The 13259-nt window shown below is 68.5% G+C and carries 12 protein-coding genes; 5 read left to right on the plus strand and 7 right to left on the minus strand.

Going from position 1 to position 13259, the window contains the following annotated elements:
- The first annotated feature begins 536 nt into the window (after nt 1-536).
- The 4 genes from DEO45_RS00975 to DEO45_RS00995 all read left to right on the plus strand — a co-directional run bounded on the left by DEO45_RS00975 (nt 537) and on the right by DEO45_RS00995 (nt 2838).
- A complete protein-coding gene (locus DEO45_RS00975) occupies nt 537-776 on the plus strand; it encodes a DUF1272 domain-containing protein (protein WP_223250747.1) in 240 nt (79 codons plus the stop codon).
- A gap of 170 nt (nt 777-946) precedes the next feature.
- Nucleotides 947-2008 carry a GNAT family N-acetyltransferase gene (locus DEO45_RS00980; RefSeq protein WP_114340471.1) on the plus strand — a complete coding sequence of 354 codons (1062 nt, stop codon included), beginning with the start codon at nt 947-949 and terminating at the stop codon, nt 2006-2008.
- Between the two features lie 114 nt (nt 2009-2122).
- Nucleotides 2123-2557 carry a GNAT family N-acetyltransferase gene (locus DEO45_RS00990; RefSeq protein WP_114340472.1) on the plus strand — a complete coding sequence of 145 codons (435 nt, stop codon included), beginning with the start codon at nt 2123-2125 and terminating at the stop codon, nt 2555-2557.
- 62 nt (nt 2558-2619) lie between these two features.
- Entirely contained in the window at nt 2620-2838 is a 219-nt protein-coding gene (locus DEO45_RS00995) for a hypothetical protein (RefSeq protein WP_147269660.1), read from the plus strand.
- Here the strand turns inward: DEO45_RS00995 and DEO45_RS01000 are convergent.
- From DEO45_RS01000 to DEO45_RS01020, 5 genes are all read right to left on the minus strand, one after another.
- Nucleotides 2819-5701 carry a bifunctional diguanylate cyclase/phosphodiesterase gene (locus DEO45_RS01000; protein ID WP_114340474.1) on the minus strand — a complete coding sequence of 961 codons (2883 nt, stop codon included), beginning with the start codon at nt 5699-5701 and terminating at the stop codon, nt 2819-2821. The genes DEO45_RS00995 and DEO45_RS01000 overlap by 20 nt on opposite strands.
- An 83-nt stretch (nt 5702-5784) precedes the next feature.
- Nucleotides 5785-6807, minus strand: a complete 1023-nt coding sequence (locus tag DEO45_RS01005) for a LacI family DNA-binding transcriptional regulator (protein ID WP_114340475.1) — start codon at nt 6805-6807, stop codon at nt 5785-5787.
- A 168-nt stretch (nt 6808-6975) separates the two neighbouring features.
- On the minus strand, nt 6976-8400 hold the full coding sequence (locus DEO45_RS01010; RefSeq protein WP_114340476.1) for a sugar porter family MFS transporter: 1425 nt from the start codon (nt 8398-8400) through the stop codon (nt 6976-6978).
- Between the two features lie 175 nt (nt 8401-8575).
- The gene (gene recQ / locus DEO45_RS01015; protein ID WP_114340703.1) at nt 8576-10390 is read right to left on the minus strand and encodes a DNA helicase RecQ; all 1815 of its coding nucleotides are present in this window, start codon (nt 10388-10390) and stop codon (nt 8576-8578) included.
- A 74-nt stretch (nt 10391-10464) separates the two neighbouring features.
- Nucleotides 10465-10806: an MGMT family protein gene (locus tag DEO45_RS01020; protein ID WP_114340477.1), complete on the minus strand. Its 342-nt coding sequence runs from the start codon at nt 10804-10806 to the stop codon at nt 10465-10467.
- A 68-nt stretch (nt 10807-10874) separates the two neighbouring features.
- Between DEO45_RS01020 and DEO45_RS01025 the strand changes: the two genes are divergently transcribed.
- Nucleotides 10875-11279: a hypothetical protein gene (locus DEO45_RS01025; RefSeq protein ID WP_114340478.1), complete on the plus strand. Its 405-nt coding sequence runs from the start codon at nt 10875-10877 to the stop codon at nt 11277-11279.
- 39 nt (nt 11280-11318) lie between these two features.
- Here DEO45_RS01025 and DEO45_RS01030 read toward each other — a convergent pair whose 3' ends face one another.
- The gene (locus DEO45_RS01030; RefSeq protein ID WP_114340479.1) at nt 11319-12431 is read right to left on the minus strand and encodes an inorganic phosphate transporter; all 1113 of its coding nucleotides are present in this window, start codon (nt 12429-12431) and stop codon (nt 11319-11321) included.
- A gap of 87 nt (nt 12432-12518) precedes the next feature.
- Complete coding sequence (locus DEO45_RS01035; protein WP_114340704.1) at nt 12519-13148, minus strand: DUF47 domain-containing protein; 630 nt, start codon at nt 13146-13148, stop codon at nt 12519-12521.
- Between the last annotated feature and the right edge of the window lie 111 nt (nt 13149-13259).

Here is a 13259-nt window from a genome sequence, read left to right on the forward strand (position 1 = left end):
GAGAACACGTTCTTCGCCAAGTCCACACCCAGGGTTATAGTGCTCATGGAGACTTCCTCTTCTGCTGACGGTTGTTTCGCAACACCATCATGGCCCTCGAGGCCGAAAGGGGAGGAAGTCTCTTTTTACTCGTTCAAGGCGGACGGCTTCGCCGCCGCTTAACTCAAGCGTTAGATCCCATGACCAACACTGTCGAATGCCATGCGCACGGGGAGGAAGAGCAGACCTTCGTTTGCCAACATCTCGTCAGCGCTCTCGGCACGGGCGAGAAGGTTGGGTTCTTTTGGTCAGGTGGTCCGCGGGGGGACGCTTGGTGCTCCGCATGTGAGGAAGTTCGCCTCCGCGAGGGTGGTTCTACCGGCGATTGGAATGATCGTTCCGAGGCGTTTGCTGGCATCAAACTTCTATGCGGTGCGTGCTACGACCGGTTGCGTGCGCAGCATGGCATCTAACATTTCATTTGAGGCGGACGGCTTCGCCGCCGCCTTACTCCAGCGTTTAGACGCCCTCAAACCGGAGAACGCACCATGCTGCAAATGAGGCCCAGCTGCGAGTGCTGCGATCGAGAGCTGCCGCCCGAGTCCAAGGGCGCTTGCATCTGCTCGTTCGAGTGCACATTCTGCGAGTCCTGTGCCACCGCTGTCCTTGGTGGCATCTGCCCCAACTGCGGCGGCGAACTCCTGGCACGACCCGCACGCCCAATCGAGAAGCTGGCCAACAATCCGGCCTCTACGCAGCGGGTCTACAAGCCAAGCGGTTGCGTCCAGGCTGCGTAGCCATGTTCTCCATGTGCATCGTCGGCCAGTGCGTAATCGTCGTCGGCGCCGGGCGCCCCGTGGCGCAGGCCGACGGCAAGGCCGGGCGTCCAACCCATCGCTCGAGCGGACGCTCATCAGCTGGCTTCGCCATCTGTTAGCCGCCACTCAACTCCAGCGTTAGGTTGCAGATGAGCATCCAGGTACGTCCCGCCGAGGTCGCCGATGCTGTGGCCGCTATCGCTACGGTGAGAGCGTCCATCTCGAGTTTGTGTACCGCCGACCATCGAGACGACCATGGCACCCTATCGGCGTGGATTGGCAACAAGACTGCGGACAACTTCGGCACGTGGATCGCGAATCCCGATAACTTCTGTGTGGTGGCAGCGTCTGACGAGACCATCGCGGGCGTTGGCCTGCTCCACCGAAGCGGCGAGGTCCAGCTCTTCTATCTCGCGCCCGGCTGCCAGCGGCAGGGCACTGGACGTGCCCTCTATCGGGCGCTGGAAGCACAGGCGGATCGGTGGGGGTTGGCTCGGCTGCACCTGGACAGTACAGATCATGCCCGTCCATTCTACGAAGCCATGGGTTATCGACCGGTTGGTTCTGCCGTGCCCCGCTTCGGAGTGTTGCGGTGCTTCCCGTACGAGAAGTGGCTGCAACCCAACAATTCCCCGGAGGCACCATTGCCCGTCATCCGACCAGCCAACCCCAGCGACGCAGGACCACTTTCGCGGCTTGCCGAGGCGACCTTCCGAGGCACCTTCGATGCCGCGAATACGCCCGAAGACATGGCCCTCCACTGCCGCACCAGCTACAGCGAGGCGATCCAGGCGGGCGAGATTGCCAACCCTCACATGGTTACCCTGCTTTGCGATGGCGATGAAGGGCTGGTCGGGTTTGCCCAGCTGCGCTGGGGTGATGCCCCGGATTGTGTCGCGGCCCGATCCCCAGGCGAGATCCAGCGGCTGTATGTTGCCGACGCGTGGCATGGCAAGGGCATCGCGCAGGGCCTCATGGACGCCTGCATCGAAGCACTGCAGATACGCGGCTCGGACGTGGTCTGGCTGGGCGTATGGGAGCACAACCCGCGGGCGATCTCGTTCTACAGGAAGTGCGGCTTCGTCGAGGTCGGCGACCACGTCTTCCCGCTGGGCAACGACCCGCAGCGGGATGTCGTGATGGCACGATCCATCCCAGGCTCATCATCGAACACCGGACCACAACGCGGAACACCCGGAGAACGGCCATGAACTACAAGGGCAGCCGTCACCGCGGCAGGGTGACGTTCGAGGTGGAAGGCGGGATCGGGGAAGCACTGCCGGCCTCCCCATTGACGGGCGATCGACCGCCCATGGCCGCATGACATGAGCGATCCCGCCTACGCCATCCTCCAAGCTACCCCGAGCGCCAGCGTCTACAACGCCCTGCGCACCGGCGCGGGGCTCGGCGCGAAGACCGAAGAGGCGGCCAGGCGCGGGCTGCCGGGCTCGCTGTTCGCGGTGCAGATCCTGCATCGCGGTGAGCCGATCGGCATGGGCCGCGTCATCGGGGACGGCGGATGCTTCTACCAGGTGGTCGACATCGCGGTGCTGCCAGCGCACCAGGGCAAGGGCCTGGGCAAGCGCATCATGAGGGAGATCATGGACTACCTCGATGCGAACGTGCCGCCCGGCGGCTATGTCAGCCTGATCGCTGACGGCCGGGCGCAGGAGTTGTACGCCCGGTTCGGCTTCGAACTGACCGCACCGGCGGGCGTCGGCATGGCATGGCGGCCCGGGACCGCACGACCGCCCGGCTGATCCAGCGCGTTCTTCCCGCCGCTCCATTGCGGCATGTCGAAATCACCTCGCCAGGAGGTGCCATGTCCGTACCAATCGGGGTGGCGCAGGTGGTCGCCGCGTTCGCGGCATGCCGGAACCGGCACGGTATGGATGCGTTCGCCGCGCTGTTCGCGCCAGATGCGGAGTTCGCCAACGTGGCAGGCCGGTGGTGGAAGGGCTGCGCCGGAATCGGGGCTGCCCACGAGTTCGCCCACGCCATGCCGTTCCGCCACTTGATGGCTACACGGATACCGGGCTGAAGCGCTCCTCGGCCGACGCCGCGGGCAGCGCGGGGCCGAGATGGTTGCCCTGCAGTTCGTCGCAGCCGGCGGCGGCGAGGAAATCGGCCTGTGGCCCCGTCGCCACGCCTTCGGCGGCGACGCGCATGTGCAGCTCGTGGGCCACGGCCATGATGGTGCGCACGATCGCCGCGTCGGCCTCATCCAGCGGCAGGCCGCGCACGAAGCTCTGGTCGATCTTCAGCTTGTCGATCGGGAACTGCTTCAGGTAGGCCAGGCTGGAATAGCCGGTGCCGAAGTCGTCCAGCGACAGCCGGATGCCCAGCGCCTTCAGCTCGGCCAGCCTCAGCCGCACCCGCCACACGTTTTCCATGAACGTGCTCTCGGTGATCTCGATATCCAGCATCGCCGGCGGCACCGCATGGCGCCGCAGTGCGTCGGCGACCTGGCCGACCAGGCCCGGGCGCTGCAGCTGCTGCGCCGCCACGTTCACCGCGAGGGTGAAGTCGCGATAGCCGCGATCCAGCCATTCGCGCAGTTGCCGGCACGCGGCGTCGATCACCCATTCGCCGATCTCGGGCATCAGGCCCAGCGCCTCGGCGACCGGGATGAAGCGGCCCGGCAGCACCTGGCCGAGCTGCCGGCTGTTCCAGCGCAGCAGGGCCTCGAAGCCGGTCATGCAGCGGTCGGCGGCGCGGTACTGCGGCTGGTAGTAGAGCTCCAGCTCGCCGAGCCGGATGGCGTCGCGCAGGTGGTTGCCGAGCTGCAGCCGGTCCTCCAGGTTCTGCATCTCGGCGGCGGAGAATTCGACGACGCAGTCGCGCCCTTCCTGCTTGGCCTGGTACATCGCCGCCTCGGCGCGGCGCAGCAGGCTCTTCGGGTCGCGGCCGTGGACGGGGGAATAGCTGATGCCCACGCTGGCGGTGAGCCGCAGGCGATAGCCAGGCCCTTCCAGCGGCTCGGCCACGGCCTGGCGCAGCCGTTCGGCCAGTTCCAGCGCGCCGACGGACGACAGTCCGGCAGCAGCCACCACGAATTCGTCGCCGGCGACGCGGGCGACCTGGCCCTGCCCGCCCGCCGCGGCCTGCAGGCGGGCGGCCAGCCGCTGCAGCACGTCATCGCCGGCGGCATGGCTGACCGAGGCGTTGACCAGCTGGAAACGGTCCAGCCCGATCGCCAGCAACGAGGTCGATCCGCCCGGATCGCGCAGCATCCCCTCCACCACCTGTTCCAGCAGCAGATAGTGCGGTAGCCCGGTGACCAGGTCGTGGCTGGACGCATAGGCCAGCTCCGCCTCGATCCGGCGCCGCTCGGTGATGTCGCGCGCCACCGCATAGAGCAGCCCGTCGGGTGCGGCGAACGAGACCCACTCCAGCAGCCGCTCGCCGCCGTCGCGGCAGATGCAGCGGTTGACGAAGTCGTATACCGGCTGCCCGGCGGCATCCCGCTGCAACATCGGATCCTTGTCGGTGCTCCCATCTTCCATGCGCAGAAACTCGCGGTAGCTGCGCGACTTCAGCTCGTCGGCGGCATAGCCGGTGACGCGCGGCAGCGACGGGTTGAACTGCACCAGCCGCTGCGTGCGCGGATCGAGGATGCAGAAGATCTCCAGCGACATCTCGAAGAAGCGGTTGCGCTCGCGCAGGCGGCGGGTCAGCCGGTCGCTCTCGATCGCGATGCCGGTGATCGGCAGCATGCGGTCGATGCTGTGCAACTCCTCGGGGCGCGGCTCGCGCGGCTCGCGGAAGTACACCGCGAAGGTGCCCAGCACCTGGCCGCCGCTGCCAAACACCGGCGTGGACCAGCAGGCACGCAGGCCGTGCACCAATGCCAGCGACCGGTAGTTTTCCCAGTATGGATGGGTGGTGATGTCGGCCACCACCACGCGCTCGCCGCACCAGGCGGCGGTGCCGCAGGAGCCGTGCGCATCGCCGATCTCCAGCCCGTGCAGCGCGCGGCTGTACGCCTCGGGCAGGCTCGGCGCGGCGCCATGCAGCACGTGCCGGCCGCTCTCGTCGAGCAGCAGCAGCGAGCACAGCGCGCCGGGATTCATCTCCTCGTGCAGGTGCGCGATCTGCTCGAGGTTCTGCACCAGCGGGCGCTGCGCCGCGATGCCGGCGAGAATCTCGTGCTGACCGGCCTCCAATTGCTCGGCGTGCTTGCGTTCGGTGATGTCCTGGCACGCGCCCACCATGCGGATCGCGAGGCCGGCCTCGTCGACATCCACGGCGCCACGGCTGAACAGGGTACGCACCGCGCCGTCCGGGCGCACGATGCGCTCCTCGAACTCGAACGGCAGGTGATCCACGGCCGCCTGCTCGATCACCTGCCGCACGTGCTGGCTGTCCTGCGGGTGCACCAGCGCCAGGTAGGCCTCGAACGTGGCCGCATGCCGCCCCGGAGCCACGCCATAGATGCGATACAGCTCCGCCGACCAGGCCACCCGGTTGGCCGCGATATCCCACTCCCAGCTGCCGATGTGTGCCACCTGCTGGGCCTGGGTCAGCATCCGCTGTTGCTGCAACAGCTCGTGCTCGGCCCGCTTGCGCTCGGTGATGTCGAGGAAATAGATGGTCAGCCCGTCAACCGACGGGTAGATGCGGTTCTCGAACCAGCGTTCGTACGGCGGGTAGTACGCCTCGATCTGCAACGGCCGCTGCTCGGCCATCGCCTGCTCGTAGGCGCGGTGGAACGGCTGGTCGACGCCTTCGGGGAATTCGGTCCATATGTGGCGGCCGACCAGATCCTCCGCGCGTCGCCCGAAGAGTTCGCAGGCCTTCGCGTTGAGGTAGGTGTAACGCCAATCCCTGTCCAATGCCACGTAGGCATCGGTGATGCGCTCGAACACCTGGTGAAATTCCAGTTCCGACGGAGTGCGTTCCATGGCGCGTTAGACCCTGTCAGGCGAAGGGATCCGGACAACGTACGCAGGTTAAGCGACCGCGTGTGAATGCCGCAATGACCGACTCAGCGCAAGCTGGAACGGCGCACCATCATCTTCACCGGCAGCACCTGGCTGTCGGCCGGCTGGCCGCGGATCAGGCTGAGCAGGCTGTCGACCAGCACTTCGCCGGCCTGCTTGGTGTCCTGCAGCACGGTGGTCAGCGGCGGGTTGACGAAGCTGGCCATGGGGATGTCGTCGAAGCCGGCCAGCGCCACGTCCTGCGGCACGCGCAGCCCGTGGTCGCCGAGCGCGCGCATGGCGCCAATCGCAATCAGGTCGCTGGCGGCGAACACCGCGTCGAAGCCGGCCTCGCGCAGGATCAGGCTGCGCATCGCCTCGTAGCCGGAGCGCTCGGTGCTCTCGGCGTTTTCCTGCAGCGCCGGGTCCACTTCCGCCCCGGCCTGCTGCAGCGCGTCGACGTAGCCGCGATAGCGCCCGAAGAATTCCGGGTAGTGGCTGGACGCATCGCCGAGGAAGGCGATGCGGCGGCAGCCGCGTTCCAGCAGGTGTTCGGCCACCGCCTGGCCGCCGCGGAAGTTGTCGCAGCCGATCGATACGCCGGGCTGCTCCGGCAGCACCGCGCCCCAGCGCACGAAGCGGGTGCCCTGGGCGACCAGTTTTTCCAGCTTGTCGGTATAGGCCAGGTAGTCGCCGTAGCCGAGCAGGATCAGGCCGTCGGCCTTCTTGCTGTCGGCGAAATCGGCGTGCCAGTCGCGCGAGAACTGCTGGAACGAGATCAGCAGGTCGTAGCCCTGCAGCGCGCAGGCGCGGGTGATCGAGCCCAGCATCGACAGGAAGAACGGGTTGATGTGCGACTCGTCGGCGGTGGGGTCCTCGAAGAACAGCAGCGCCAGCGTGCCGGTGTGCATCCGGCGCAGGTTGGAGGCGTTCTTGTCGACCTTGTAGTTGAGCTGCTCGGCGGCGGCCTGGATGCGCCGCCGGGTTTCCTCATTGACCAGCGGGCTGCCGCGCAGCGCACGCGACACCGTGGCCTGGGAAACCCCGGCCAGGTGGGCAATGTCGATCGATGTGGCTTTTCCCTTCATCCGCAGCCTGATCCGGAGTCCACCCGCCGCCCGGCACGACGCCGGCGCCCCCGAATCCTAGCCGGTTTGCGCGCCGCCTGTCGTATACCGCCCGTCGCGCCTCGCGGCAGGCGCAGTCCGGCGCATGCGGCGGGGCGGCCTGGCAGGACGGCCCCTGCTCCGGGGTCTTCATGCGCGCATGTCCTCCAGCTCAATGCCCTTGGTTTCGCGCACCGCGTACAGCACGAACAGCAGCGACAGCAGCGCGAAGCCGGCATACAGCCCGTAGGCCATGGTCAGGCCCAGCTCGGCCAGCGCCGGGAACGTGCTGGTGATCGCGAAGTTGGCCAGCCACTGCGCCGCCGCGGCCACCGCCAGCGCGGTGGCGCGGATCCGGTTCGGGAACATCTCGCCCAGCAGCACCCACACCACCGGGCCCCAACTCACCCCGAAGAACACCACATAGGCATTCGCCGCGACCAGCGCCACCATGCCGGTGGCGCCGGGCAGGCTCAGCGTGGCACCGCTGCCGGTGGCCTGCGAGAAACACCACGCCATCAGCCCCAGGGTGATCGCCATGCCGGCCGAGCCGACCACCAGCAAGGGCTTGCGGCCGATCCTGTCCACCAGCGCGATCGCCACCAGGGTGACCAGCACGTTGACGATCGAGGTGACCACGGTGATGGTGAACGAGTCGGCCTCGCTGAAGCCCACCGAATGCCACAGGGTGGACGAGTAGTAGAAGATCACGTTGATGCCCACGAACTGCTGGAACACCGACAGCAGGATGCCGACCCACACCACCGGCAGCAGGCCCGCCGCCTTGCCGCGCAGGTCGCTCAGGCGCGGCCGGTGTTCCGAGCGCAGGCTGTCGGCGATGTCGCGCAGCTTGTTGTCCAGCGCGGTCTCGCTGTGCATGTTCAGCACGTTGCGCAGCACCACGCGGGCCTCGTCGAGGCGGCCCTTGGCGACCAGGTGGCGCGGCGATTCCGGCACGCCCAGCACCAGGGTGCCGTAGACCAGCGCCGGCAGCGTCGCCACCAGGAACATCCAGCGCCAGGCCGCCAGGCCGAGCCACGACGGCTGCGCCGCGCCGCCGGCCACGCCGGCCAGCCACGCGTCGCTGAGCAGCGCGGCGAAGATGCCCAGCACGATCGCCAGCTGCTGCATCGAACCGAGCCGGCCGCGGATGTGCGCGGGCGACACCTCGGCGATGTAGGTGGGCGCGATCACCGAGGCCACGCCCACGCCGATGCCGCCGACCAGCCGCCACAGGATCAGGTCCCACACCCCGGTCACCAGGCCCGAGCCCAGCGCGCTGGCCACCAGCAGCGCCGCGGCCACCTGCATCGTGCGCACGCGGCCGAAGCGGTTCGCCAGCATGCCGGCATACCAGGCGCCCACGGCCGAGCCGAGCAGCGCGCAGGACACCGCGAAGCCGGTCTGTGCCGCGTCCAGCGCGAAGCCGCCGCGGATCGCATCGACCGCACCGTTGATCACCGCCGTGTCGAAACCGAACAGGAACCCGCCCAGCGCCGCCGCCGCCGAGATCAGCACCACCCGCGCGGTAGCGCGCTGGCCCAACCCGTCGCCCGTCATGTCGATCGTGCCCATCGCGTCTCCCCAACGTCATGGCATCAAGATGCGCCCGAGTCTGCACCGTGGCCCTTGATCGTGTCCGGCTGAATACGTATGCAGCCGCGCGCTTCGCCCGGCAGGGCGGCCATGAACCCGGCTCCGCTCCTCCGCGCCACGACACGCCGGGGAAAGCCTGCGGACAGTGTCCGCCCTACGCAGGGCTGTTGATCACCGCGAGGAAGTCGCGGCCGTAGCGCTTGAGCTTGGCGTCGCCCACGCCGCTGACGCCGGCCAGCTCGTCCTCGTTGGCCGGCATCGCGCGCAGCATCGCCAGCAGGGTGGCGTCGTGGAACACCACATACGGCGGCACGCCCTGCTGCCTGGCCAGCTGCGTGCGCAGCGCGCGCAGGGCGTCCCACAGATCCTGCTCCCAGCTCTCGATGCCGAGGCTGCCGCCGGTGACCAGCTTGCTGTCGCGCCGCTGGCGGCCGGCGCGGACGGGGCGCGCATCCTCGCGCAGCTTCACCGGGCGGCCGCCGCTGAGCACGCTGCGGCTGGCGGCGGTGAGGCGCAGGGTGCCGTAGCCTTCGGCGTCGGCCTCCAGCAGGCCGGCGGCGAGCAGCTGGCGGAATACCGAGCGCCACTGTTTCTCGTCGAGATCGGCGCCGACGCCGAAAGTGCTGAGCCGGTGATGGTCGAGGCTCAGCACGCGCTCGGTCTCCTCCCCGCGCAGCACGTCGATGACGTGGCCGGAGCCGAACCGCTGGCCGGTGCGGTAAACCGCCGACAGCGCCTTCTGCGCCGGCACGGTGGCGTCCCAGGTTTTCGGCGGCGCGAGGCAGTTGTCGCAATGGCCGCAGGAACCTGGGTGGTTTTCGCCGAACGCGCCCAGCAACAGCTGGCGACGGCAGTCGGTGGCCTCGGCATACGCCAGCAACGCCTCCAGCTTCTGCCGCTCCACCCGCTTGCGCTCGTCGGCCGATTCGGACTGCGCGATCATCTGGCTCATGGTGACCACGTCGGACAGGCCGTAGATCATCCACGCCTCGGCCGGCAGGCTGTCGCGGCCGGCGCGGCCGGTCTCCTGGTAGTAGCCCTCGATGCTGCGCGGCAGGTCCAGGTGCGCCACGAAGCGCACGTCGGGCTTGTCGATGCCCATGCCGAACGCCACCGTGGCGACCATCACCACGCCGTCCTCGCGCAGGAAACGCTGCTGGTTCTTCGCGCGGGTCGCCGCATCGAGCCCGGCGTGGTACGGCAGCGCCTCGACGCCCAGCTCGGCCAGCCAGGCGGCGGTGTCGTCCACCTTGCGCCGGCTGAGGCAGTACACGATGCCGGATTCGCCCTGGTGGCCCTGCAGGAACTCGGTGAGCTGGCGCTTCGCGTTGTGGCGCAGGCCGACCCGGTAGCCGATGTTCGGCCGGTCGAAGCTGGAAACGAACTGCCGCGCGCCCTGCAGCGACAGCCGCTCGACGATCTCCTCGCGGGTGCGCGGGTCGGCGGTGGCGGTGAGCGCGATGCGCGGCACGTCCGGGAAGCGCTGGTGCAGCACCGCCAGCTCGCGGTACTCGGGGCGGAAGTCGTGGCCCCACTGCGACACGCAGTGCGCCTCGTCGATCGCGAACAGCGCCACTTCGGTGCGCTCGAGCTGGGCGAGGAAGCGCGGCGTGAGCAGGCGCTCGGGCGCCACGTAGAGCAGGTTCAGCTCGCCGGCCAGCAGCTGGCGTTCGACCTCGCGCTGCGCTTCGGCGCCGAGGCTGGAGTTGAGATAGGCGGCCGCCACGCCCGCCTCGCGCAGCGCATCGACCTGGTCCTGCATCAGCGCGATGAGCGGCGACACCACGATGCCGGTGCCCTGCCGGATGAGCGCGGGGATTTGGTAGCACAGCGACTTGCCGCCGCCGGTGGGCATCAGCACCAGCGCGTCGCCGCCCTCGGCGAGATGCTCGACGACGGCCTGTTGCTGGCCGCGGAAACTGGGATAGCCGAAAACGCTTTGCAGCAGGTCGAGGGCGGAGGCTTTCATCGACGACATGCTAGCAAACCCGCCCGGCCCGGCCGCCGGAAAAAGCTGTGGCGACCCGTCGGCAGCGTCGCCGGTCAAGCGTCCGGCATGCCCCACAGCGCGTGGTCGAGATCGCCATCCAGGCCGAACCGCGACAGCGGCACCCGGCCGTTCCTCACCTCCACGCCTTCCGCCCGCAATCGCCTGGATTGCTCGCGGAAACCACGGCTGCCCGGCGGCATCGCGATGTGCCCGCTGGAGCACAGCACGCGGTACCACGGCAATTCCATGCCGTCGGGTACCTCGCCCAGCAACCGGCCGACCAGCCGCGCCCGCCCGGGCAACCCGGCGCGGGCGGCGATGGCGCCGTAGCTGGCGACCCGGCCGCGCGGTATCGCGGCGATGGCGGCATAGATGCGGGTGGCGGCCTCATGCATGGTTCACGCGACGCAGGCGGTGGGTCGTGGCAGAGTAGCTTCCGACCTTCGCCAGCGGAAGCCGCCGCATGCGCCACTTCGAAGCCGTGCGTTCCCATATCGGCAGCCAGCACGAACTGCGCCAGAACGATCCGTACCTGATCAGTTTCGACCTGCAACTGGCGCAGGGCCGCAGCCAGGGCATCTACCTGGCCGAGCTGGAAGACGAGTCGGGGCGGCGCTACCTGCGCATCTCCACCCCGATCGGGCCGCTGGCCGGCGTCGACCCCGGCCGCTGCCTGCGCTTCAACTGGCAGCAGCGCACCGGCTTCCTCGCGGTCACCGACCTGGACGGCTCGCCCTACTTGCACCTGTGCGAGAACCGCCCCTACGAGTTCCTCGACGCCGCCGAGCTGCAGCGCGTGGTGCGCGAACTGGGCATGCTCGGCGACCAGCTGGAACGGCTCATCGCGCTCGGCGAGGATTCGCTGTAGAAGCCATCCTGTCCGGGCAGCGGGCCCGCCACGGTCCCGTCAGGACATCAGCCGGAACGCCACCACCAGCCCGTAGGCCAGCAGGGCGGTGACCGGCAGGGTCAGGATCCATGCCCAGACCATGCGCTCGACCACCGACCAGCGGATCGAATTGAAACGCTTGGCCGCGCCCACGCCCATGATCGAGGCGGACACGTTGTGCGTGGTCGACACCGGGATGCCGAACGCCGAGGCGCTGAGGATCACCAGCGCGGAACTGGTCTCGGCGGCGAAGCCGTTGATCGGATGCAGCTTGACCATCTTGTGGCCGAGCGTCTTGATGATGCGCCAGCCGCCGCCGGCGGTACCGGCAGCCATGGTCAGCGCGGAGACCACCTTCACCCATACCGGGATCTCGAAGCCGCCGCCCGGGCTGCCGTCGACGCGCAGGAAGCCCAGCCACGCCGGCAGGTGGTCGAACTGGTGCGCGGCGGTGGCGCCGGCCAGCGCCAGCGCGATGATGCCCATGCTCTTCTGCGCGTCGTTCATGCCGTGCGCCACGCCCATCGCGCTGGCCGAGACGATCTGCGCCTTGCCGAAGAACGCGTTGACGAACGGGGTGCGTCCGAACCGCCGCGACCAGCCCCGCCGGTTGGCGAACCACGCCAGCAGCGCGTACAACCCGCCCATCAGCAGGAAGCCGATGATGAAGCCGGCCAGCGGCGACAGCACCATCGGCACCACCACCTTGGGGATCACGCCGTGGCCCTTCAGCCAGCTGCCCTCGGCCCAGACCACCGCGTCGAGCCGGTTGCCGGAAGCGGCCATGGCCGCGCCCACCAGCGCGCCGACCAGCGCATGGCTGGAGCTGGACGGCAGGCCCAGCCACCAGGTGATCAGGTTCCACACGATCGCCGCCAGCAGCGCGCAGATCAGCAGCTGCGAACCCATCTCGATCACCCCGGCGTTGATCAGCCCGGAGGCGATGGTGGCGGCCACCGCGGTGCCCATGAACGCGCCGACCAGGTTGGTGGCCGCCGCCAGCAGCACCGCCTGGCCGGGCGTGAGCACCTTGGTCGCCACCACCGTGGCGATCGAGTTGGCGGTATCGTGGAAGCCGTTGATGTAGGTGAAAACCAGCGCGATCGCCACCACCACGATGACGACGCTCATGCACGGCCTCCGGCCAGGCGGTAGACGACGGGCGACGCCGGCAGTGCGGCCGGACGGGGCGATGGACGCAAGCTCACGGGCGCGGCCTCAGGAGTTCTTCAGCACGATCGAATAGACGATGTTGCCCACGTCGCGGCACTTGTCGATCGCCTTCTCGATCAGCTCGAACAGGTCCTTCGCCAGCATCGCGCGCATCGCGTCGTTGCCCTCGACGTACAGCGTGCGGTATGGCGCGAGCAGCATGCGGTCGCCTTCCGATTCCAGCGCCTGCAGGCGGTCCTGCAGCTTGCGCACCGGGTCGATGCGCAGGCCGCGGCGCAGCTCGCCGATCATCTCGGCGACCACCTCGCTGGAGCGGCGCAGCACCAGCGTGCGCTGGACGAAATCCACCCCGTCCAGGCGCTCGGCGACGATCTCGTAGCGCTCGGCGAATTTCTCGATGCTCTTGGGGATCTTGTACAGCGCCGAGTTCAGCGCCTCGATGTCCTCGCGGTCGAGCGCGGTGACGAAGGTATTCACCAGTTCCTCGCTGATCTGCGCGGCCAGCGCCTTCTCCCGCGCGCGGGTGACGGTGAATGCCGCCATCGTCGCGCCGCGGTCGGGCCGGGTCAGCAGCTCGTGCAGGGCGCCGGCGCTTTCGCACACGGTGGCGGCGCTTTGTTCGAGCAATCCGTAGAACTTGTCGCCTTTGCCGAAAATCGTCTGCAGTGAAAACATGCTGGCCATGCCCGGGGATACGTGACAGTCATGTTACAGGACTGCCATGCTGCCCTGCATCAATGCCCGGATGAACTGCAGCCCGCACAGCCCTTACACTGTACCCATGCA

Origin of the sequence: Rhodanobacter denitrificans (assembly GCF_003335105.1) — a bacterium.
GTDB classification, from domain to species: domain Bacteria; phylum Pseudomonadota; class Gammaproteobacteria; order Xanthomonadales; family Rhodanobacteraceae; genus Rhodanobacter; species Rhodanobacter denitrificans_A.

Coding starts and splice junctions, on each gene's coding strand:
- DEO45_RS01005 (WP_114340475.1), bottom strand. CDS start 6,807: ATGAAGGGAAAAGCCACATCGATCGACATTGCCCACCTGGCCGGGGTT.
- DEO45_RS01030 (WP_114340479.1), bottom strand. CDS start 12,431: ATGAGCGTCGTCATCGTGGTGGTGGCGATCGCGCTGGTTTTCACCTAC.
- DEO45_RS01020 (WP_114340477.1), bottom strand. CDS start 10,806: ATGCATGAGGCCGCCACCCGCATCTATGCCGCCATCGCCGCGATACCG.
- DEO45_RS00975 (WP_223250747.1), top strand. CDS start 537: ATGAGGCCCAGCTGCGAGTGCTGCGATCGAGAGCTGCCGCCCGAGTCC.
- DEO45_RS00990 (WP_114340472.1), top strand. CDS start 2,123: ATGAGCGATCCCGCCTACGCCATCCTCCAAGCTACCCCGAGCGCCAGC.
- DEO45_RS01010 (WP_114340476.1), bottom strand. CDS start 8,400: ATGGGCACGATCGACATGACGGGCGACGGGTTGGGCCAGCGCGCTACC.
- DEO45_RS00995 (WP_147269660.1), top strand. CDS start 2,620: ATGTCCGTACCAATCGGGGTGGCGCAGGTGGTCGCCGCGTTCGCGGCA.
- DEO45_RS01035 (WP_114340704.1), bottom strand. CDS start 13,148: ATGTTTTCACTGCAGACGATTTTCGGCAAAGGCGACAAGTTCTACGGA.
- recQ (WP_114340703.1), bottom strand. CDS start 10,390: ATGAAAGCCTCCGCCCTCGACCTGCTGCAAAGCGTTTTCGGCTATCCC.
- DEO45_RS00980 (WP_114340471.1), top strand. CDS start 947: ATGAGCATCCAGGTACGTCCCGCCGAGGTCGCCGATGCTGTGGCCGCT.
- DEO45_RS01025 (WP_114340478.1), top strand. CDS start 10,875: ATGCGCCACTTCGAAGCCGTGCGTTCCCATATCGGCAGCCAGCACGAA.
- DEO45_RS01000 (WP_114340474.1), bottom strand. CDS start 5,701: ATGGAACGCACTCCGTCGGAACTGGAATTTCACCAGGTGTTCGAGCGC.